The 21070-nt window shown below is 72.7% G+C and carries 20 protein-coding genes; 15 read left to right on the plus strand and 5 right to left on the minus strand.

Going from position 1 to position 21070, the window contains the following annotated elements:
- The first annotated feature begins 61 nt into the window (after positions 1–61).
- From J4709_RS33300 to J4709_RS33320, 5 genes are all read left to right on the plus strand, one after another.
- Complete coding sequence (locus J4709_RS33300; protein WP_208246762.1) at positions 62–622, plus strand: TetR/AcrR family transcriptional regulator; 561 nt, start codon at positions 62–64, stop codon at positions 620–622.
- A gap of 209 nt (positions 623–831) precedes the next feature.
- The gene (uvrA, locus tag J4709_RS33305) at positions 832–3669 is read left to right on the plus strand and encodes an excinuclease ABC subunit UvrA (RefSeq protein ID WP_208246764.1); all 2838 of its coding nucleotides are present in this window, start codon (positions 832–834) and stop codon (positions 3667–3669) included.
- 63 nt (positions 3670–3732) lie between these two features.
- Positions 3733–4083 (plus strand): MmcQ/YjbR family DNA-binding protein, encoded by a 351-nt coding sequence (locus J4709_RS33310; protein WP_208246766.1) that lies wholly within the window; start codon positions 3733–3735, stop codon positions 4081–4083.
- Between the two features lie 97 nt (positions 4084–4180).
- Complete coding sequence (locus tag J4709_RS33315) at positions 4181–4633, plus strand: Rieske (2Fe-2S) protein (RefSeq protein ID WP_208246767.1); 453 nt, start codon at positions 4181–4183, stop codon at positions 4631–4633.
- A 129-nt stretch (positions 4634–4762) separates the two neighbouring features.
- Positions 4763–5296: a Rieske (2Fe-2S) protein gene (locus tag J4709_RS33320; RefSeq protein ID WP_208246768.1), complete on the plus strand. Its 534-nt coding sequence runs from the start codon at positions 4763–4765 to the stop codon at positions 5294–5296.
- Here the strand turns inward: J4709_RS33320 and J4709_RS33325 are convergent.
- Positions 5283–6506: a mechanosensitive ion channel family protein gene (locus J4709_RS33325; protein ID WP_307801759.1), complete on the minus strand. Its 1224-nt coding sequence runs from the start codon at positions 6504–6506 to the stop codon at positions 5283–5285. The two genes, J4709_RS33320 and J4709_RS33325, sit on opposite strands and share 14 nt — an antisense overlap.
- A gap of 157 nt (positions 6507–6663) precedes the next feature.
- On the opposite strand from J4709_RS33325, the gene uvrC reads away from it, so the two are divergent.
- From uvrC to whiA, 4 genes are read left to right on the plus strand one after another with little or no spacing between them, the layout of a single operon-like run.
- Positions 6664–8811 carry an excinuclease ABC subunit UvrC gene (gene uvrC, locus J4709_RS33330; RefSeq protein WP_307801760.1) on the plus strand — a complete coding sequence of 716 codons (2148 nt, stop codon included), beginning with the start codon at positions 6664–6666 and terminating at the stop codon, positions 8809–8811.
- Positions 8808–9686, plus strand: coding sequence for an RNase adapter RapZ (rapZ, locus tag J4709_RS33335; protein WP_208246770.1), 879 nt, complete (start codon positions 8808–8810; stop codon positions 9684–9686). Before uvrC ends, rapZ begins: the two co-directional genes overlap by 4 nt.
- A 46-nt stretch (positions 9687–9732) precedes the next feature.
- A complete protein-coding gene (locus J4709_RS33340; protein ID WP_208246771.1) occupies positions 9733–10722 on the plus strand; it encodes a gluconeogenesis factor YvcK family protein in 990 nt (329 codons plus the stop codon).
- Positions 10723–10782: 60 nt separating this feature from the next.
- Complete coding sequence (gene whiA / locus J4709_RS33345) at positions 10783–11763, plus strand: DNA-binding protein WhiA (RefSeq protein ID WP_173093742.1); 981 nt, start codon at positions 10783–10785, stop codon at positions 11761–11763.
- A 189-nt stretch (positions 11764–11952) separates the two neighbouring features.
- Here whiA and J4709_RS33350 read toward each other — a convergent pair whose 3' ends face one another.
- Genes J4709_RS33350 through J4709_RS33360 form a run of 3 tightly spaced genes read right to left on the minus strand, consistent with a single transcriptional unit; the run spans position 11953 to position 15240 of the window.
- Complete coding sequence (locus J4709_RS33350) at positions 11953–13164, minus strand: hypothetical protein (RefSeq protein WP_208246772.1); 1212 nt, start codon at positions 13162–13164, stop codon at positions 11953–11955.
- The gene (locus J4709_RS33355; protein ID WP_208246773.1) at positions 13154–14467 is read right to left on the minus strand and encodes a hypothetical protein; all 1314 of its coding nucleotides are present in this window, start codon (positions 14465–14467) and stop codon (positions 13154–13156) included. Before J4709_RS33355 ends, J4709_RS33350 begins: the two co-directional genes overlap by 11 nt.
- Positions 14464–15240: a hypothetical protein gene (locus J4709_RS33360; RefSeq protein ID WP_208246775.1), complete on the minus strand. Its 777-nt coding sequence runs from the start codon at positions 15238–15240 to the stop codon at positions 14464–14466. The genes J4709_RS33355 and J4709_RS33360 overlap by 4 nt, the downstream gene beginning before the upstream one ends.
- A gap of 198 nt (positions 15241–15438) precedes the next feature.
- Between J4709_RS33360 and gap the strand changes: the two genes are divergently transcribed.
- From gap to J4709_RS33385, 5 genes are all read left to right on the plus strand, one after another.
- Positions 15439–16446 carry a type I glyceraldehyde-3-phosphate dehydrogenase gene (gene gap / locus J4709_RS33365; protein ID WP_208246777.1) on the plus strand — a complete coding sequence of 336 codons (1008 nt, stop codon included), beginning with the start codon at positions 15439–15441 and terminating at the stop codon, positions 16444–16446.
- An 84-nt stretch (positions 16447–16530) separates the two neighbouring features.
- Positions 16531–17718 carry a phosphoglycerate kinase gene (locus J4709_RS33370; RefSeq protein WP_232384424.1) on the plus strand — a complete coding sequence of 396 codons (1188 nt, stop codon included), beginning with the start codon at positions 16531–16533 and terminating at the stop codon, positions 17716–17718.
- A 3-nt stretch (positions 17719–17721) separates the two neighbouring features.
- On the plus strand, positions 17722–18516 hold the full coding sequence (gene tpiA, locus J4709_RS33375; protein WP_208246779.1) for a triose-phosphate isomerase: 795 nt from the start codon (positions 17722–17724) through the stop codon (positions 18514–18516).
- 162 nt (positions 18517–18678) lie between these two features.
- Entirely contained in the window at positions 18679–18921 is a 243-nt protein-coding gene (gene secG, locus J4709_RS33380; protein ID WP_173093730.1) for a preprotein translocase subunit SecG, read from the plus strand.
- 83 nt (positions 18922–19004) lie between these two features.
- Entirely contained in the window at positions 19005–19379 is a 375-nt protein-coding gene (locus J4709_RS33385) for an RNA polymerase-binding protein RbpA (protein WP_173093728.1), read from the plus strand.
- A 64-nt stretch (positions 19380–19443) separates the two neighbouring features.
- Here the strand turns inward: J4709_RS33385 and J4709_RS33390 are convergent, their stop codons facing one another.
- A complete protein-coding gene (locus J4709_RS33390; RefSeq protein WP_208246781.1) occupies positions 19444–20256 on the minus strand; it encodes an alpha/beta fold hydrolase in 813 nt (270 codons plus the stop codon).
- Between the two features lie 85 nt (positions 20257–20341).
- Here J4709_RS33390 and J4709_RS33395 point away from each other — a divergent pair, with 85 nt between their 5' ends.
- Entirely contained in the window at positions 20342–21064 is a 723-nt protein-coding gene (locus J4709_RS33395; RefSeq protein ID WP_208246783.1) for a TetR/AcrR family transcriptional regulator, read from the plus strand.
- The last annotated feature ends 6 nt before the right edge of the window (positions 21065–21070 follow it).

The following is a 21070-nucleotide window of genomic DNA, read 5'->3' on the forward strand; positions in this document are numbered from 1 at the left end:
ATGAGTCTGAACTCACCTTGCAAAATATGAGTCGCGACTCATCTTGTCAACGGACGGACGGATGACCCAGGACAAGCCCCTGCGCGCCGACGCCCGGCGCAACCGCGCCCGCATCCTCGCCGCCGCCGAGGAGGTGTTCACCGAGCAGGGCGCCGCCGCCTCGACCGAGGAGGTCGCGACCCGGGCCGGCGTCGCCATCGGCACCGTCTTCCGGCACTTCCCGACCAAGCGCGACCTGCTCGCCGCGATCATGAAGGAGCTGCGGCGGCGCCTCATCGAGCGCGCCGACGCCCTCGCCGCCGGCGGCGATCCCGCCACCGCCTTCTACGACTACTTCGCGTTCCTCGTCGAGAGCTCCGCGAACATCGGCCCGGTCGTCGGCCTGCTGGCCGAGGAGGGCACCGAGATCGAGCCCGGCGACCAGATCATGGCCCTCGCCAACGCCTTCGGCGCCCTCCTGGAGGCCGCCCAGCGCGCCGGCACGGTCCGCGCGGACGCCCGCCTCGACGAGGTCATGGCGCTCGTCTCCGCCACCGGTCACGGCGCCGTCGCCGGGGGCTGGCCCGACGACCTGCGGCGCCGCACCGTCGCCCTGGTCCAGGACGCCCTCCGCCCCCGGTAGGCGCGTTGCGGTGGCGGGTGGTGTTCGAACACGTGTACGGTGCGATGGTGCCGCCGGGGCCGTCCGGGGACGGGCGGGGCGGGGCACGAAATGCGGCGGCGTCCGCCGCTGTTAATGACTCGGGGGATTCTGTCGGACCCCCTGGCTAGCCTGGAGAGCGATCTGTCTCTCCCCATCACCGCGCCCAGAAGAGGAACCGGAAGTACGCCGTGCATGACCGACTCATCGTGCGTGGAGCACGCGAGCACAACCTGAAGGACGTCTCGCTCGACCTGCCGCGGGACGCCATGATCGTGTTCACCGGTCTGTCGGGGTCCGGGAAGTCCAGCCTGGCGTTCGACACGATCTTCGCCGAGGGCCAGCGCCGGTACGTCGAGTCGCTGTCGGCGTACGCCCGGCAGTTCCTCGGCCAGATGGACAAGCCCGACGTCGACTTCATCGAGGGCCTGTCCCCGGCGGTGTCGATCGACCAGAAGTCGACCAGCAAGAACCCCCGGTCGACGGTCGGGACGATCACCGAGGTCTACGACTACCTGCGGCTGCTGTACGCCCGGATCGGGCACCCGCACTGCCCCGAGTGCGGGCGGCCGATCAGCCGGCAGGCGCCGCAGCAGATCGTCGACCGGGTACTGGAACTGGAGTCCGGCACCCGGTTCCAGGTGCTGGCGCCGGTCATCCGCGGCCGCAAGGGCGAGTACCTGGAGCTGTTCCGCGAGCTGCAGTCCAAGGGCTACTCGCGCGCCCTGGTGGACGGCGCGATGATCCGCCTGGACGAGCCGCCGAAGCTGAAGAAGCAGGAGAAGCACGACATCTCCGTCGTGGTCGACCGGCTCGCGGTGAAGGACACGGCCCGGCAGCGGCTCGCCGACTCGGTGGAGACCGCGCTCGGCCTCGCGGGCGGCACGATCGTCCTCGACTTCGTCGACCTCCCCGAGGACGACGAGAACCGCACCCGGATGTACTCCGAGCACCTGTACTGCCCGTACGACGACCTGTCGTTCGAGGAGCTGGAGCCGCGGTCGTTCTCGTTCAACTCGCCGTACGGCGCCTGCCCCGACTGCACCGGTCTCGGCACCCGCATGGAGGTCGACCCCGAGCTGGTCGTCCCGGACGGTGAGCTGACCCTCGGCGAGGGCGCGATCCAGCCGTGGTCGGGCGGGCACGTGAGCGACTACTTCCTGCGCCTGCTGTCCGCGCTGGGCGACGCCATGGGCTTCGACCTGAACACCCCGTGGGAGAAGCTGCCCGCCAAGGCGCGCAAGGCGATCCTCAACGGGCACGAGACGCAGGTCCACGTCCGGTACAAGAACCGGTACGGCCGGACGCGCTCGTACTACACGGCCTACGAGGGCGTGATCCCCTACATCCAGCGGCGGCACGCCGAGTCCGAGAGCGACTCCAGCCGGGAGCGGTTCGAGGGCTACATGCGGGAGATCCCGTGCCCGACCTGCGAGGGCGCCCGGCTCAAGCCGGTCGTGCTGGCGGTCACCATGGGCGGGATGTCGATCGCCGAGGTCGCGGCGATGCCGATCGGCGAGGCCGCGAAGTTCCTGCTCGCGATGGAGCTGAACGAGCGCGAGAAGCACATCGCCGAGCGGGTGCTGAAGGAGATCAACGCCCGGCTCGGGTTCCTGCTGGACGTCGGCCTGGACTACCTCACGCTCGACCGCGCGTCCGCGACGCTGGCGGGCGGCGAGGCGCAGCGCATCCGGCTCGCGACCCAGATCGGGTCCGGCCTGGTCGGCGTGCTGTACGTGCTGGACGAGCCGTCGATCGGCCTGCACCAGCGCGACAACCACCGGCTGCTGGAGACGCTGATCCGGCTGCGCGACATGGGCAACACGCTGATCGTCGTGGAGCACGACGAGGACACCATCGCCGCCGCCGACTGGGTGGTCGACATCGGCCCGCGCGCCGGCGAGCACGGCGGCGAGATCGTGGTGTCCGGCACCGTCGACGAGCTGCTGAAGTCGGAGCGCTCGCTGACCGGCGCGTACCTGTCGGGCCGCCGGTCGATCGAGGTGCCGGAGATCCGCCGCCCGCGCACCCGGGGCCGCGAGGTCACGGTGAAGGGCGCGCAGCAGAACAACCTGCGGAACGTGGACGTGGCGTTCCCGCTCGGCGTGCTGACCGCGGTGACGGGCGTGTCAGGCTCCGGCAAGTCGACGCTGGTCAACGACATCCTCTACAACTCGCTGGCCAAGCAGCTGAACGGCGCGAAGACCGTCCCCGGCAAGCACAAGCGGGTGAACGGCGTCGAACAGCTCGACAAGGTCGTGCACGTCGACCAGTCGCCGATCGGGCGGACGCCGCGCTCCAACCCGGCGACCTACACCGGCGTGTTCGACCACATCCGCAAGCTGTTCGCGCAGACGACGGAGGCGAAGGTGCGCGGCTACCAGCCGGGCCGGTTCTCCTTCAACGTCAAGGGCGGGCGCTGCGAGAACTGCTCCGGCGACGGCACCATCAAGATCGAGATGAACTTCCTGCCGGACGTCTACGTCCCGTGCGAGGTGTGCCACGGCGCCCGCTACAACCGGGAGACCCTGGAGGTCCACTACAAGGGCAAGACGATCTCCGAGGTGCTCGACATGCCGATCGAGGAGGCCACCGCCTTCTTCGAGCCGATCAAGGCGATCCACCGGCACCTGCACACGCTCAACGAGGTCGGGCTCGGCTACGTCCGGCTCGGGCAGCCCGCGCCGACGCTGTCGGGCGGCGAGGCGCAGCGCGTCAAGCTGGCCGCCGAGCTGCAGAAGCGCTCCACCGGCCGGACGATCTACGTGCTGGACGAGCCGACCACCGGCCTGCACTTCGAGGACATCCGCAAGCTCCTCGGCGTGCTGAACGGCCTGGTCGACAAGGGCAACACGGTGATCGTGATCGAGCACAACCTCGACGTGATCAAGACCGCGGACTGGATCGTCGACATGGGCCCCGAGGGCGGCTCGCGCGGCGGCACCGTCGTCGCGACCGGCACCCCGGAGGACGTGGCGAAGGTGGAGGGCAGCCACACCGGCCAGTTCCTCGCCAAGATCCTCGGCTGACGCGGGGCCGGCCCGCCCCGTATCGTCACGTACCGCACCGAACCGAGTCCGCAAGGGAGTTCCGTGGTGGTCACGCTGGACGACATCCGCCGGTCCGCGCTCGCCCTGCCGGAGACGGAGGAGGCGACGCACTTCCGGCTGCCGAGCTTCAAGGTGCGCGGCAGGCCCTTCGCCGGCGTGGAGAAGGGGGAGGCGACCGCGGTGTTCTCGGTGACCGAGGAGGAGGCCGCCGCGGCCGTCGCCGCCGATCCCGCCGTCTTCGAGGAGGTGTGGCGCACCGCGGGCACCAGGATCTTCGTCGGCCTGCGGGCCGATCTGGCGAAGGTCACCGGGGAGCGCGTCGCGGAGCTGGTGGAGCACGCATGGCGGAACAAGGCCCCCAAGCGGGTGGTCGCCGCCCACGACGCCCGCTGAGCGCTCGCGGGGCGCCTCGGCCGGGGCTCCCGCTTCGGCCCGGGCTCCGCGGGCGGGTCGGTGCGGTCCGCGGCGGGGCGTCCAGGATCATGGGGGCATGACCAACGAAGTGACGCCCGGAGCCCCGCACGACGACGCGGGGTCCGCCGGGGCAGGGGGGCTCGCCCGCCGGACGGTGCTGTGCGGCGCGGGCGCGGCGGGCGCCGCGCTGCTGGCCGCGGGGTGCGCGACGAACCAGAACAAGGAGCCGAAGGACCTCAGCGGCAAGGAGGTCGCGAAGGCGGCGGACGTCCCCGTCGGCGGCGGCAAGACCATCGCCGATTCCAAGGTGGTCGTGACGCAGCCTCAGCAGGGCGCGTTCAAGGCGTTCACCGCGATCTGCACGCACCAGGGCTGCCTGGTGAACAAGGTCGCGAACGGGGTGATCAAGTGCCCGTGCCACGGCAGCGAATTCAAGATCACCGACGGTTCGGTGGCGCACGGCCCGGCGTCGCGCCCGCTCAAGGAGTACCCGGTCCAGGTGAAGAACGGCGGCATCGTCATCAGCTGACCCGGGCGCCGGACGCGCGGCCGGCGGAGATCATCGGTTTGGTTCGGATTTGAACCGACGCCGCTTCCGCTCCGTACTCCCTGGTGACGCAGGGAGCACGGCAACCGAGTTCAGCGGAGGGCGGAGACGATGCCACAGCAGTCCGAGACGCGGGCGGACGCGACCGAGCACCCGGCGGGGGAGCGGCCGGCCCCCGAGGCCGGGGCGTCCGGGCCGTCCGGGCCGAACGGGGACGCGGCCCCGGCGGGCGGGACCCGCCGCGGCCTGCTCCTCGGCGCCGGGCTCGCGGGCGTCGCCGGGCTGGCGGCGGCGTGCGGCGGGTCGTCCGGTGGCGGCGACAGCGCGGACGGCGGCGGTGGCGGTGGCGGCGGGACCGGCGGGGCGCTCGCCTCGACCGGCGAGATCCCGGTCGGCGGCGGCAAGGTCTTCGAGTCGGAGAAGGTCGTGGTGACCCAGCCGGCGCAGGGGGAGTTCAAGGCGTTCTCGGCGACCTGCACCCATCGCGGCTGCACCGTCGGGTCGGTGTCCGGCGGGACGATCAACTGCCCCTGCCACGGCAGCAAGTTCAAGATCACCGACGGGTCGGTGGCCCGCCCGCCGGCGAGCCGGCCGCTCGCGGAGAAGAAGATCACCGTGCAGGGCGGGAAGATCAGCCTCGCCTGAGCGGCATCGCACCGGACCTCGCCCGCGCCGGGCCGCCGCCGCCGGCGTCCTCGGTGGCGGCCCGGACGTGGTCGTCGACCTCGCCGCCGCGCATCTCGCGGCGCCGCGCCTGCGGGTCGGTCGCGGTGACGTCCGCGTCCCGGTCGTCCGGCCCGGCGGCCGCGTCCGGCCCGGGCTCTTCGAGGTCGTCGGTGCCGGTGCGGAACCGGGGGAGCGCCTCGGGATGGTGCTCGCGGATGTAGGCGATGAGGTGCTCGCGCACGTCGCAGCGCAGGTCCCAGGCGCTCGCCGAGTCCGCGGCGCTCATCAGCGCCCGCATCTTGACCAGGCCGTTCGGCATGACGTCCACGGCCTGCAGCACCCATTCGCGCCGGTCCCACAGCGGGTTGTCCTGCAGCATCGCGTACAGCTCGGTGCGCAGCTCCTCGATCGGCACGGTCCAGTCGACGTGCATCTCCACCGAGCCGATCACCCGGCTGGTGTGCCGCGTCCAGTTCTCGAACGGCTGCTCGGTGAAGTAGGAGACCGGCAGGATGAGCCGCCGGTCGTCCCAGAGCCGGACGACGACGTACGACAGCGTCAGCTCCTCGACGCGCCCCCACTGGCCCTGCACGACCACCACGTCGTCCAGCCGCAGCGCGTCGCTGAACGCGATCTGCAGGCCGGCGAGCAGGTTGCCCAGCGTCGGCCGGGCCGCGATCCCGACGACCAGCCCGGCGACCCCGGCGGACGCCAGCACGCCCGCGCCGACCGCGCGCACGGCCGGGAAGGTGAACAGCGCGGCGCCGACCGCCAGGATGACGACCACCATGGCGCCGATGCGGCGCAGCAGCATCATCTGGGTGCGGGCGCGCCTGGCCCGCCGGTTGCGCTCGCCCTCGATCCGCATCAGCCGGGCGAGCGGCGGGTCGGTGAGCGCGTAGGTGATGCGCAGCACCAGCCAGGTGGTGACGCCGATCACGGCGATGTGCATGATGTGCCGGACGAGCCCGTCGGCGTGGTCGCTCATGTGCCGGTACGGCATGGCGGTGCTCGCGCTCACCACCGCGGCGAAGGCGAACGCCGGCGCGGTGCAGCGGCGGGCGACCCGGCCGATCCCGGGCCGGTGCCGTGACAGCCGGCCGGCCAGCAGCCGGCGGCCTCCCTCCACGATGACGACGGACACCCCGACGACGACGGCGAGCGTGATCCAGGCCCACAGCGCGGACACCTGCGGAACGACCTCCTCCGAGCGTGCGAAAAACCTGACCGAACCCCTCTTTCCACTCCCATTACGAACATCCGCCCGAAATGGGGAGATCTCCATCACCCCAGGCCAGGGCGTCCGGGCGCGCCGGGTGTCGGCGGCGCCCACTAGGCTTCAGAACGTGGCAGATCCGGCGACCTACCGACCCGCACCGGGCTCCATTCCGGAATCCCCCGGGGTGTACCGATTCCGCGACGAGCACGGCCGGGTCATCTACGTGGGCAAGGCCAAGAGCCTGCGCTCCCGGCTGAACTCCTACTTCGCCGACTTCTCCGCGCTGCACCCGCGCACGCAGACCATGGTGCAGACCGCGGCCCGGGTCGACTGGACCGTCGTCGGCACGGAGGTGGAGGCCCTCCAGCTCGAATACTCCTGGATCAAGGAGTACGACCCCCGGTTCAACGTCCGTTACCGCGACGACAAGTCCTATCCGTATCTCGCCGTCACCCTGAACGAGGAGTTCCCGAGGGTGATGGTGATGCGCGGTGCCAAGCGCAAGGGCGTCCGGTACTTCGGGCCGTACTCCCACGCGTGGGCGATCCGGGAGACGGTCGACCAGCTGCTGCGCGTGTTCCCCGTCCGCACCTGCAGCGCCGGGGTGTTCAAGCGCCAGCACCAGCTCGACCGGCCCTGCCTGCTCGGCTACATCGGCAAGTGCTCGGCGCCGTGCGTCGGGCGCGTCTCCCCGGACGAGCACCGGCTGCTCGCCGAGGACTTCTGCGACTTCATGGCGGGCAACACCGGCCGGTTCATCAAGCGCCTCGAACGCGACATGCGCGAGGCCGCCGCGTCCCAGGAGTACGAGCGCGCCGCTCGGCTGCGCGACGACGTCCGCGCGCTGGAGCGGGCGCTGGAGAAGCAGGCGGTCGTCCTCGCCGACACCACCGACTGCGACATGATCGCCTTCGCCGAGGACGAGCTGGAGGCCGCCGTCCAGGTCTTCTACGTGCGCGGCGGCCGGATCCGCGGGCAGCGCGGCTGGGTGGTCGACAAGGTCGAGGAGGTCACCACCGCCGACCTGGTCGAGAACTTCCTGATCCAGGCCTACGGCGAGAGCGAGTCGGTGCCGCGCGAGGTCCTCGTCCCGGCGCTGCCGCCGGACGCCGACGCGATGACCGAGCTGCTCGCCGAGCAGCGCGGCGGGCCCGTGCACCTGCGCGTCCCGCAGCGCGGCGACAAGAAGACCCTGCTGGAGACCGTCGCGCGCAACGCGCACGAGGCGCTCAAGCAGCACAAGACGCGCCGCGCGTCCGACCTCACCACCCGCAGCCGGGCGCTGCAGGAGATCCAGGAGGCCCTGGAGCTGGACGAGGCGCCGCTGCGGATCGAGTGCTACGACGTGTCGAACCTGCAGGGCACCAACGTGGTCGCGTCCATGGTCGTGTTCGAGGACGGGCTGGCCCGCAAGAGCGAGTACCGCCGGTTCACGATCAAGGCGGTCGAGGGGCAGGACGACGTCCGCTCCATCCACGAGGTCATCACCCGGCGGTTCAGGCGCTACCTCGCCGAGAGCGAGAAGATGGGCGAGCTCGACACGCTCGGCGACCCGGACGCCGGGGACGGCGCCGAGGGAGACGGCGGCGAGGAGGGCGCGCACCAGCCGATCGACCCCGAGACCGGCCGGCCGCGCAAGTTCGCCTACCCGCCGCAGCTGGTGATCGTCGACGGCGGCCCGCCGCAGGTCGCCGCGGCGCAGCGGGCGCTGGACGAGCTCGGCGTCGACGACATCGCCGTCTGCGGGATCGCCAAGCGGCTGGAGGAGCTGTGGCTGCCCGGCGAGGACGACCCGGTGATCCTGCCGCGCAACAGCGAGGGGATGTTCCTGGTCCAGCGGGTCCGCGACGAGGCGCACCGGTTCGCCATCACCTTCCACCGGCAGCGGCGTTCCAAGGCCATGACGGTGAGCGAACTCGATAGTGTTCCGGGTCTGGGCCCGTCCCGGCGCGCGGCGCTGCTGAAGCACTTCGGGTCGGTGAAGCGGCTGAAGGAGGCGACTCCCGAGCAGGTCGCCGAGGTCCCCGGCATCGGGCCGCGCAGCGCGGAGGGCATCGTCGCGGCGCTGCACGGCGCGTCCGTCCCGGCCCGCGGCACGGGGCGCCGCGACACCGGAGCGAACGGGGCCGCGGAGAACGACGGGCCTGGGGGAACGAACGGGGCCGGGGGAACGAACGGCGCCGCGGGGACGGACGAGGCGCCGGAGGCCGAGGGGCACGACGGGGCCGGCGGCGGCCAGGGGGCCGACGGGGAGCACGGGGGGAAGCGAACATGACCAACGAGTCCAAGATTCCGGACATCGTCATCGTCACGGGGATGTCCGGGGCGGGCCGCAGCACCGCGGCCAAGTCCCTGGAGGACCTCGACTGGTACGTGGTCGACAACCTGCCGCCCGGGCTGCTCGCCACCATGGCCGACCTCGGCGGCCGGGTGAAGGACGCGGTGCCGCGCATCGCCGTCGTCGTCGACGTGCGCAGCCGCGCGTTCACCGACGACCTGCACTCCTCGATCGCCGAGCTGGAGGCGCGCGGCGTCCACCCCCGCGTGGTGTTCCTGGAGGCCGGCGACGCCGACCTCGTGCGCCGCTTCGAGAGCGTCCGCCGCCCGCACCCGCTGCAGGGCGACGGCCGGCTCGTCGACGGCATCGCCCGCGAGCGCGAGCTCGTCCGGGAGGTGCGCGCCGAAGCCGACCTGGTGATCGACACCAGCGGGCTCAACGTGCACGAGCTGCGCAACAAGATCATCGGGTTCTTCGGCAACGACACCGGCGAGTCCAGCCTGCGCGCCACCGTCGTGTCGTTCGGCTACAAGTACGGGCTGCCCGTCGACGCCGACCTCGTCGTCGACTGCCGGTTCCTGCCGAACCCGCACTGGGTCCCGGAACTGCGGCCGAAGACCGGCCGCGACGCCGCCGTCCGCGACTACGTGCTCGGCCAGCGCGGCGCCAAGGAGTTCCTCGACGCCTACGCCGAGGTCCTCCGGCTGCTCGCCGACGGGTACGAGCGCGAGGGCAAGCACTACGTCACGCTCGCCGTGGGATGTACCGGTGGCAAACACCGTAGTGTTGCCATGGCGGAACAGATCGCCGCCCGGCTGCGGGACGAGGGCATCGAGGTGCAGGTCGCCCATCGTGACCTCGGCCGCGAATGAGACCCGCGGCGCTGCCGGGTCCCGGACGGGAAGAGAAACGAACGCGTTGAAGCCTCTCGGCCCGAAGGTCGTCGCGCTGGGCGGCGGCCACGGCCTGTACGCCTCGCTGTCGGCGCTGCGGCGCGTCACCGACCGGCTCACCGCCGTCGTCACCGTCGCCGACGACGGCGGCTCCAGCGGCCGGCTCCGCCGCGAGCTCGGCGTCCTGCCGCCCGGCGACCTGCGGATGGCGCTCGCCGCGCTGTGCGGCGACGACGAGTGGGGCCAGACCTGGCGCGACGTCGTCCAGCACCGGTTCCGCAGCGAGGGCGACCTGCAGGGGCACGCCGTCGGCAACCTGCTGATCGTCGCGCTCTGGGAGCTGCTCGGCGGCGACGCCCCCGACGGCGCGCCCGGCGGGGCCGGCCCCGGCTCCACCGTCGCCGGCCTCGACTGGGTCGGCCGGCTGCTCGGCGCGCACGGCCGCGTCCTGCCGATGGCCGCCGTCCCGATGGACATCGTCGCCGAGGTCCGCGGCGCCGACCCGGACCGCCCGGACGACATCACCCGCGTCAAGGGGCAGGTCGCCTGCGCCAGCACCCCCGGCTCCGTGCTCGGCGTCTCCCTCGTGCCCGCCGACCCGCCCGCCTGCCCCGAGGCGCTCGCCGCCGTCGACGAGGCCGACTGGATCGTGTTCGGCCCCGGCTCCTGGTTCACCAGCGTCCTGCCGCACCTGAAGGTCCCCGCGCTCGCCCGCGCGCTCACCTCCAGCCGCGCCCGCCGCGTCGTCGCGCTCAACCTCGCCCCGCAGCCCGGCGAGACCGACGACTTCTCCCCCCAGACGCACCTGGAGGTCCTCCAGGCGCACGCCCCCGACCTGCGCGTCGACGTCGTCCTCGCCGACGCCGGCGTGGTGGAGGACACCGACGCGCTCGACAAGGCCGTCCGGCGGCTCGGCGGGCGCCTCGTCCTGTCCCAGGTAGCCGCCGACGACGGCTCGCCGCGTCATGAACCCGCCCGCCTGGCCCAAGCCTTCGTACAGATATTCAGTGACTGACGACCCGGCGGGCCGCGATCGGCCAGACTGCTGGAAGTCCGATAGGGGGAGGGTTCATCTATGGCGATGACCGGTGTGGTGAAGGACGAGCTGAGCCGGCTGACGATCATGAAGCCGTGCTGCCGCAAGGCGGAGGTCTCGACGCTGCTGCGCTTCGCGGGAGGTCTGCACCTGGTCAGCGGGCGGATCGTGATCGAGGCGGAGATCGACACCAATGTGGCGGCGCGCCGCCTCATCAAGGACATCTCCGAGGTGTTCGGGCACACCTCCGAGGTCGTCGTGCTCGCCCCGAGCGGCCTGCGCAAGGGCAACCGCTACGTCGTCCGCGTGTTCCGCGACGGCGAGTCGCTCGCCCGGCAGACCGGCCTCATCGACAACAACGGCCGCCCCGTCCGCGGCCTGCCCCGGCACGTCGTCGCCGGCGCCGCCTGCGACGCCGAGTCCGCCTGGCGCGGCGCGTTCCTCGCGCACGGCTCGCTCACCGAGCCCGGCCGCTCCATGTCCCTCGAGGTCACCTGCCCCGGCCCCGAGGCCGCGCTCGCCCTCGTCGGCGCCGCCCGCCGGCTGAAGATCCACGCCAAGGCCCGCGAGGTCCGCGGCGTCGACCGCGTCGTCGTCCGCGACGGCGACGCCATCAGCGCCCTGCTCACCCGGCTCGGCGCGCACGGCGCCGTCCTCGCCTGGGAGGAGCGCCGGATGCGCCGCGAGGTCCGCGCCACCGCCAACCGCCTCGCCAACTTCGACGACGCCAACCTGCGCCGCTCCGCCCGCGCCGCCGTCGCCGCCGGCGCCCGCGTCGCCCGCGCCCTGGAGATCCTCGGCGACGACGCCCCCGACCACCTCGTCAACGCCGGCCGCCTCCGCCTGGAGCACAAGCAGGCCTCCCTCGAAGAACTCGGCCAGCTCGCCGACCCGCCCCTCACCAAGGACGCCATCGCCGGCCGTATAAGGCGTCTGCTCGCCATGGCCGACAAGCGCGCGGGCGACCAGGGCATCCCCGGCACCGAGGCCAACCTGACGGCGGACATGCTGGCTCCGTAGTTTTCTGGGGGGACGACCCCCCAATCCCCCCGTTGCGACGGACGAGCCGTTTCCCCGCTCCGCTGGCGCTCCGCGGCGAAACGGCTCGTCCGTCGTCGGGCAGGCCCGCTGCGCTCGCTGCACTCGCTCCGCGTGCCTGCCCGTGGTGGTGGCTGGGGTTTGGCCTTCCGGACGTTGTTCAGCCGGGTTCTATTTGTGGTTGAGGTCGCCTCGGAGGATTCGGGGGATGAGGTCGTCGCGGAGCTGGCCGTAGCCGGTCTCGGCCCAGACGCTGGTCGCCGGGTCGGCCTCGAAGTAGGGGACGTCCCGGCCGTCGCGGCGGTCCATGAGCATGTCGGGGGTCTCGCGGTCGCGGGCCGCGCGGGCGCAGTCGCGGCAGGCGTGGACGTGGAGGCGGCGGCGGGAGCCGAGCGGCCGCCAGTCGATCTCGGCGGGGCCGTCGCCGTGCAGCGGGTTGAAGAAGCACAGCGGGCTCGGCGGGAGCTCCGGCCTGCCGCCCGCGAGGGCGCGGGCCGAGGCGAGTGCGTCGCGGCCCTGGTCGAGCAGGACGAGCACGCCGGCGAGGTCCGGGACGCCGCGGGCCGCGTCGAGGGTCTTGGCCGCGGCCTGGTAGGCGTCGAGGGCCTTGGCCATGAGGGTCCCGGCGCGCTCGCCGGCGGGGGTCTCGGCGCCGTCGAGCAGCTCGCCGAAGGCGATGACCTCGTGGGACGCCTGCTCACGGAGCTGGTCCTCGCTCGCCTTGCCGGCGGTGGAGAACACCGTGCGGGGCAGCAGCAGGCCGTCGCCGGTCTCGCGGCGGACGGCGGTCATCCGGCGGCGGCGCCACAGCAGGACGCCCGCGACGGCGGCGACCGCGACGCCGGCGCCGCCCGCGGCCAGCGGCAGCGCGAGGCCGCCGTCGTCGCGCTTGCCCGGCTTGGGGGCGGACGACTTCAGGTGCGCCTGGTAGTCGCGCTCGATCGCGTCGGACTCCTGCTTGTAGACCTTCATCGCCGTGCCGGAGATGATCAGGTCGGTGTAACGGGTGAGCCGCGCGGCGAGCGACGCGCCCTTCAGCGAGTCGTCCCAGTTCACCGCCCACGCGGCGTTGTCGGCGGCGTGGTCGCCGCCCCACTCGTGCCCCATCAGCTCGTCGGCGGAGTCGTGGAAGGTGACGAAGATCCCGTCGTGGCCGAGGCGGCTGTGCAGGACGGTCGCGAGCTGCTTGTCGTCGTTCCAGGTGCCGCCCTGGACGAGCGGCACCAGCACGATGTAGGTCGGCGCCGGCATCTTCTTGAGGCGGGCGGCGAGCCGCCGCCGGTCCGCGGCGGGCAGCGCCGACGCGTACGACGGGTCGACGTAGATCGGGAAGCGGCGCAGCGCGGCGGCGATGCGCGCGCCGGGGGAGGGCTTACTCGACACCGAGGTACTCCATCACGCGTTTGACGAGGTCGTTTCCGCGGGACCCCCAGGCCGTGTCCCGCCACACGCCGGGGATCTCGTAGTGGGGCGCGAGGCCGTCCGGGCCCTGGACGCGCAGGACCCGGTCCGCGAGGTCCTTGGCGGACGCCTGCGCGCAGGCGGTGCACAGCGGCTGCCGGCGGGGCTTGCCGCGGCCGGGGTCGCCGGGCAGCGCGACGGACTTGCGGCGGGTGGAGTCGCCGTGCAGCGGGTTCACGAGGCATGGCGGCGGAGGGGCGGTCATCTGCCCGGCGAGGGCGCGCCGCCCCTGCCGGGCCAGGACGATCACGCCGACGAGGTCCAGGGCGCGGCCCGGGTCGTCGTGCGCGTCGTCGTAGAGGATCTGCGCGGCGTCGTAGGCGGCGAGGGCGGTGGCGCGGCCCCGGTTGCCGGACGTGTCGGGCAGCCGGTCGCGCAGCCGGTCCAGCTCCGCCGACGCGGTGCGCCGCAGCCACCGGTCCGTGGGCTTGGCGGGCGCGCCGGGATGGGCCTCGGCGTGCGCTGCCAGGCCCGCGACGGCGCCCAGGGTCCCGCCGCGGCGGAACCAGCGGCGGCCTGCGGCGGCGGAGCCCAGACCGGCCCAGTACAGGCCGACCGCCGACAGCGGCCCGACGAGGAGGAGCCCGCGCAGGAAGTGGCTCTTCTCGGTGGGCTTGTCGGCGACCAGCGGTCCGGTGTCCTCCTGCCCGAACGGGACCGGCGGGCTCAGCAGCGCCGGCGAGGACGTGGGCGGCGCCGCGGGCGCGGCGGCCCAGGTGCCCACCCGCTTGATCAGCCGGTCGGCGAGGCCGCTGAACGGCCGGTGGATGTCGGGCGGCTCGTAGTCCGGGAGGTCGTCCTGCGCTATGACGTCCAGGTCGATGTCGCGCGGCACGTTCCAGCCCTGGCCGAGCATGTAGCCGTCGGCGTCGACGACCAGGTAGAGGCCGTCGCGGTGCGTGACGCCGTGCAGGGCGGCCAGGAAGGCGTCGTCCTTGCCCTGCGACTCCGAGTCGGTGGGGTTGGGGGTCACGATGACCATGATCGGCACGGTGACGCGCTCGGCGGCCGCCCGGATCGCCGTCTCGACGCGGGCGCGGTCGGCGGCGCCGAGCGCGACGTCCACGTCCGGGTCGACGAAGAGCGGGTCCTTGGCGAGCGCGGCGGCGACGCGGTCGAGGCGGTGGCCGGAGTAGCGGGGGTCGGGGGCCGCCGCCGCGGCGGCCGGCCACAGCGCGAGGGCCGCCGCGGTGAGGCCGAGGACGCCGGACGCGAGGCGCCTCATCGCTTCCCTCCCTGCTTGGCGAGCTTCTTCGGCGGTGGCTTCTTCTTGCCGGGCGGGGCCGGGCGCCGTCTGCCGCGGTGTATGCGGCGTCCCACCAGCAGGCCCAGGACGATCAGCCCGCCGAGCCCGCTGCCGACGCCGAGCGCGGTGTTGTTCTTGACGGCGGCCTCGTGGTTGCCGCGGTCGTAGGCGTCCAGCTCCCGCCGGACCGCGGATTTGGGCCGCGGCGAGGGGTGGTGGGCGCGCTCCTGGACCTGGCCGGACAGGGCGATGTCCACGAACCGCGCGAGGACCTTCAGCAGGCCCGCCTCGTAGGGCAGCTCCGAAGTGGCGGCCTCGTAGGCGTCCTCCACGTCGATCCTGCGCGTCCCGCCGAACTGCTGTACGTCGCCGAGGGCGCCGCGGGGGTCGACGACCATGTAGACGCCGTCCTTGCCGAGCCGGTCGTGCAGCACGGGCACCAGGGACTCGAGGTCGGACGGCGCGTGGGTGTCGTCGTCGCTGCGCCGCGCGGGCGACGTCACCACCACGTACGTCGGGACTTGCAGGCGCCCGACCAGCGCCTTGATCTCGCCCGCCGTGCTCGGCGGCAGGGCCCGGGGCACCTGGTCGGTGACGTACACGTGATCGCGCTTGAGCTGGGCGACGATGGCGCCGATCCGCGTCTGCGCGGCGGGCGGTCCCGTCGGCCGGACGGGCCCCGCGAAGGCCGGTGCGGCCGTGCAGCAGGCGAGCAACCCGCCGATAACAAGGACAAACCACCCGCGCCGCATGGCGGGAGTCTACTGATGATCGCCAGGGCCGGCCGGTCCCCCGGACGGGGGAGGACGGGTCACCCGCGAATCCACCGCCGCCGGTGTCGGGCTACCCGTGGGTCATTGGATAGGGTCGAGAGCGGGGGAAGACCCCGGTAGACCGCAGTTGACAGCCTGGTGACACCGGGCGATACGACGTACGAGGAGAGCCGTTCCGTGACCATCCGAGTAGGCATCAACGGGTTCGGCCGGATCGGCCGCAACTTCTACCGCGCCGTCAAGGCCAGCGGAGCCGACATCGAGATCGTGGCGGTCAACGACCTGACCGACAACGCCACGCTCGCCCAGCTGCTCAAGTACGACAGCATCCTCGGCCGTTTCCCCGAGGACGTGCGCGCCACGGCGGACGAGATCGTCGTCGGCGGCAAGGCGATCAAGGCTTTCGAGGAGCGCGACCCCGCGAACCTCAAGTGGAGCGACGTCGGCGCCGACATCGTGGTGGAGTCGACCGGTTTCTTCACCGACACCACCAAGGCCAAGGTGCACGCCGACAACGGCGCCAAGAAGGTCATCATCTCGGCCCCGGCCAAGAACGAGGACCTCACCGTCGTGCTGGGCGTCAACGAGGACAAGTACGACCCGGCGAACCACACGGTGATCTCCAACGCGTCCTGCACCACCAACTGCCTGGCCCCGCTGGCGAAGGTGCTGCACGACAACTTCGTCATCGAGAAGGGCCTGATGACGACGATCCACGCCTACACGCAGGACCAGAACCTGCAGGACGCGCCGCACAAGGACCTGCGCCGCGCCCGCGCCGCCGCGCTGAACGTCGTGCCGACCTCCACCGGCGCCGCCAAGGCCATCGGCCTGGTGCTGCCGGAGCTGAACGGCAAGCTGGACGGCTACGCGCTGCGCGTCCCGGTGCCGACCGGCTCGGCCACCGACCTCACCGCGACCCTGTCCCGCGAGGTCACCGCCGAGGAGGTCAACGAGGCGTTCAGGAAGGCCGCCGAGGAGGGCCCGCTCAAGGGCTACCTGACCTACACCGAGGACCCGATCGTCTCCAGCGACATCGTCACCGACCCGTCGTCCTGCATCTTCGACTCCGGGCTGACCAAGGTCATCGGCGACCAGGTCAAGGTCGTCGGCTGGTACGACAACGAGTGGGGCTACTCCAACCGCCTCGTCGACCTCGTCAAGCTCGTCGGCTCGCAGCTCTGACCGCGACGAGAGTCCCGTCCCCGCCGTGGCCGCGCCGAGCGCGCGGCCACGGCGGGGCCGTATCCGGAAGGACACCGCATCCCGATGCGCACCATTGACGATCTGGACGTCGCCGGCCGGAAGGTGCTGGTCCGCGCGGACCTGAACGTCCCGCTGCAGGACGGCCGGATCACCGACGACGGGCGGATCCGGGCCAGCCTGCCGACGATCGAGACGCTGCTGGCCAAGGGCGCCAAGGTCATCGTCTGCGCCCACCTCGGCCGCCCGAAGGGCGAGGTCAGGCCCGAGTTCTCGCTCGGGCCCGTCGCGGGCCGGCTGGGCGAGCTGCTCGGCGTCCGCGTGGTGTTCGCCGACGACGTGGTCGGCGCGTCGGCGCACGCCGCGGTCGGCGGGCTCGGCGACGGCGACGTCGCGCTGCTGGAGAACCTGCGCTTCGAGCCCGGCGAGACCAGCAAGGACGACGCCGAGCGCGGCGCGTTCGCCGACAAGCTGGCCGCGCTCGCCGACGTCTACGTCGGCGACGGGTTCGGCGCCGTGCACCGCAAGCACGCGAGCGTCTACGACGTGCCGAAGCGGCTCCCGCACGCGGCCGGCGATTTGATCGCCACCGAGGTCTCGGTGCTGGAGAAGCTCACCGACCGGGTCGAGCGGCCCTACGCGGTGGTCCTCGGCGGCTCCAAGGTCTCCGACAAGCTCGGCGTGATCGACAACCTGCTCGGCAAGGCCGACCGCATCCTGATCGGCGGTGGGATGGTCTTCACGTTCCTCAAGGCGCAGGGCCACGAGGTCGGCGAGAGCCTCCTCGAGGAGGACCAGCTCGGCACCGTCCGCGAGTACCTGCGGCGCGCCGAGGAGACCGGCGTGGAGTTCGTGCTGCCGGTGGACGTCGTCGCCGCGACCGCGTTCGCCGCGGACGCCGAGCACGACGTCGTCGCGGCCGACGCGATCCCCGCCGACCGGCTCGGGCTGGACATCGGCCCCGAGTCCGGCAAGCTGTTCGCCTCGCGCCTCGCCGGGGCGAAGACGGTGTTCTGGAACGGCCCGATGGGCGTGTTCGAGATGGAGCCGTACTCGCACGGCACCCGCGCCGTGGCGCAGGGCCTGCTCGACTCGGGCGCGTTCACCGTGGTCGGCGGCGGCGACTCCGCCGCGGCCGTCCGGCAGCTCGGCTTCGACGAGGCCGCCTTCTCGCACATCTCGACCGGTGGCGGCGCCAGCCTCGAGTACCTCGAGGGCAAGACGCTGCCCGGCCTGCAGGCACTGGAGGACTGACCGATGGCCCCCGCGACCCCTTCCCGTAAGCCGCTGATGGCGGGCAACTGGAAGATGAACAAGAACCACCTGGACGCGATCCTGCTCGTCCAGAAGATGGCGTTCGCGCTGAAGGAGCCCGACTACGAGGCCGTCGACGTCGTCGTCGTGCCGCCGTTCACCGACCTGCGCTCGGTGCAGACGGTGATCGAGGCCGACCACTACGCCGTCCAGTACGGCGCACAGGACGTCTCGCAGCACGCGTCGGGCGCCTACACCGGCGAGATCGCCGCGTCCATGCTGGCCAAGCTCGGCTGCTCCTACGTGCTCGTGGGGCACTCCGAGCGGCGCGAGTACCACGGCGAGGACGACGCGCTCGTCAACGCCAAGGCCAGGGCGGTCCTCGGCGCGGACATGACGCCGATCGTCTGCGTGGGCGAGGGGCTCGAGGTGCGCAAGTCCGGCGGGCACGTCGCGCACGTCCTGGCGCAGCTGGACGGCGCGCTGGAGAAGATCACCGCCGAGCAGGCCCGCCGCACGGTGATCGCCTACGAGCCGGTCTGGGCGATCGGCACCGGCGAGGTCGCCACCCCGCAGGACGCGCAGGAGGTGTGCGCGGCGATCCGCACCCGGCTCGCCGAGCTGTACGACGGCGGGCTCGCCGACCAGGTGCGTATCCTGTACGGCGGCTCGGTGAAGGGCGACAACATCGCCCGGCTGATGGCGCAGGCGGATGTGGACGGCGCGTTGGTCGGTGGTGCCAGCCTCGACCCGGGCGAATTCGTCAAGATCTGCCGGTACCGGGATCTCCCGGCCTGATCAAAACTGATCAATTCCGCGTGACATGGGGGTTCTTGCCGAACCAGCCGGTAGTTCGTCGTACCCTTCGTAGCTGACGGGTAAACCGCCCGGCTCGACCCTCCGTCCCTACAGACGAGGCCCCGCTCGCGCGGGGCCGGCCAGAGAAGGCGCTGAAGAACTGTGATCATCGCAACGTCCATCGTGCTCATCGTCACGAGCCTGCTGATGGTGGTCCTCGTCCTGATGCACAAGGGCAAGGGCGGGGGACTGTCCGACATGTTCGGCGGCGGCATCTCGTCGTCGCTCGGCGGCTCGTCGGTGGTGGAGCGCAACCTGGACCGGCTGACGATCGGCGTCGGGGTGGTCTGGTTCGCCTCGATCATCGTGCTGGGGCTGCTGTTCAAGCACAAGGGCGTCGGCTGACGGCCGCCCGTCCAACACGTTCGAGCGCCGCGCCGTCCTCGGAGGTCCCTGGCGGCGGCGGCACACAAAGCGAGGAGTAGTCCGTGGGTAGTGGCAACGCGATTCGGGGCAGCCGCGTCGGGGCCGGTCCAATGGGGGAGGCGGAGCGCGGCGACGCCGCCCCCCGCGTCTGGGTGACCTTCTACTGCGCCAACCGGCACGAGACGCGCCCCAGCTTCGCGACCGACGTCGCGGTCCCCGAGACGTGGGACTGCCCCCGCTGCGGGTTCCCTGCGGGGCAGGACTCGGAGAACCCGCCGGCGCCGCCGAAGACCGAGCCCTACAAGACGCATCTGGCGTATGTGAAGGAGCGGCGCAGCGACGAGGACGGCGAGGCCATCCTCGAGGAGGCGCTCGCGAAGCTGCGCGAGAAGCGCGCCGCGGTGAAGCGCGCCCTGGAGGCCGCCGGCCGGAGCTGACCCTCCGACCGCACCGCACCGAGCCATGGCCCGGCCCCGTCGAGGGGACCGGGCCATCGCCTTTTCATGCCGCGGCCCGGCTCCAGAGGTCGTCGAGGGCGGCGTTGACGGCGTCCGGGCGGTCTACATGCGCGTAGTGGCCGGCGCCCGGGACGCGGAGCAGCCGCGCGCCGATCCGGGCGGCGGTGACGCGCGCGCACGCCATCAGAGGTTCGCCGCCGCGTTCGCGGTACAGGGCGGGCGCGTCCTCCCACGTCCCGGAGATCACGAGCTTCGGCCAGGGGGCGGCGGCGAGTTCCGTGACCGGCACGGGCGCCTCCCAGCAGAGCCGCTCGCGCATCGCGGCCTCCGCGGCCCGGAGCCGGTACGGGTCCGGTTCCAGTGGCGGCATGCCCACGGACGCGGTCACGGCCCGCAGGTACGCCTCCGGCGTCAGGTCGGCGGGCATCTGCGCGGTGCTCTCCCGGTTCGCGCGGAGCGCGGCGGCGACGGCGGGGTCGTCCGCGGCCGCCTGGTAGGAGCCGGGCTCGATCAGCGTGAGCGACAGGACGGATCCGGGGTGCCGGGCCGCCGCGAGCATGGCGCCGGCCGCGCCGTAGGAGTGCCCGACGAGGTGGGCGCCGCCGTCGAGCAGGGCCGCGACGTCGTCGGCGTCGGCCTCGTAGTCGCTGGTGTACCCGGGCGAGCGGGACGGCCCGCTGCGCCCGTGGGCCCGGCGGTCCATCGCGAGGACGCGATACCGGGCGGCGAGGGGCCGCTGCGTCGCGAACCCGAACACGGGGTCGTCCCCCCAGCTCGTGGATCCGTGCACGAGGACCGCCCGCGGCCCTGTCCCGCCGGTCTCGTCCCAGACGGTCACGTGGATCTCGCGTTCCATGCACCCTCCTTGAACAGCGTTTAACATTCTTAAACAGTGTATAAGAACCTGAAACGGCGTATGGCGCGCTCGGTAGGGTGGGGGCATGACCGCGCCCTCACCGTCCGTCTGGCTGCGTCCCGAGCGGCCGGCCCGCGACCGGCGGCTCAGCCGCCGGCAGATCGTCGGGTGCGCGGTCGCGATCCTCGACGCCGAGCGCGGCAAGGGGCTGTCGATGCGCCGGATCGCGGCCGAGCTCGGGGTGACCGCCGGCTCGCTCTACTGGTACGTCACCACCAAGGACGAGCTGCTGGAGCTCGCCCTCGACGAGGTGCTCGGCGAGGTCCTGGCCGAGGCCGGGACCGGACCCCGCGACGGGTGGCGGGAGGCGCTCGCGGCGCTCGCCGCGGCGAACCGGGCGATGCTGCTGCGGCACCCGTGGGTCCTGTCGGACCTGGCGGGCCGCCCGAACCTCGGACCGAACGCGCTCGCCCTCAGCGAGGCCGGGCTGGCGGTCCTGGCCGGCGCGGGCTTCGCCGACGCCGACCTGGACGCGGCGCTCGCCGCCGTCAACGACCACGTCCTCGGCGCCGTGGCCGCCGAGACGTCCTGGCGCGCCGCGCTCGAGCGCACGGGTGCCGGTACGGCGGAGTGGGCGGAGGAGACCGCCGAGTACATGCGGCGGGTGGCCCGGGACCATCCGCTGCTCGGCCGGCGGATGGCCGCCGCCGGGGACGTCGACGTCGAGCGCGAGTGCGAGCGCCGCTTCGCCTTCGGGCTGGACTGCCTGCTCGACGGCCTCGCCGCCCGGCGTCCCGGGCCGGCCTGAGCGGCT

Source organism: Actinomadura violacea (genome assembly GCF_017573465.1).
GTDB lineage: Bacteria > Actinomycetota > Actinomycetes > Streptosporangiales > Streptosporangiaceae > Spirillospora > Spirillospora violacea.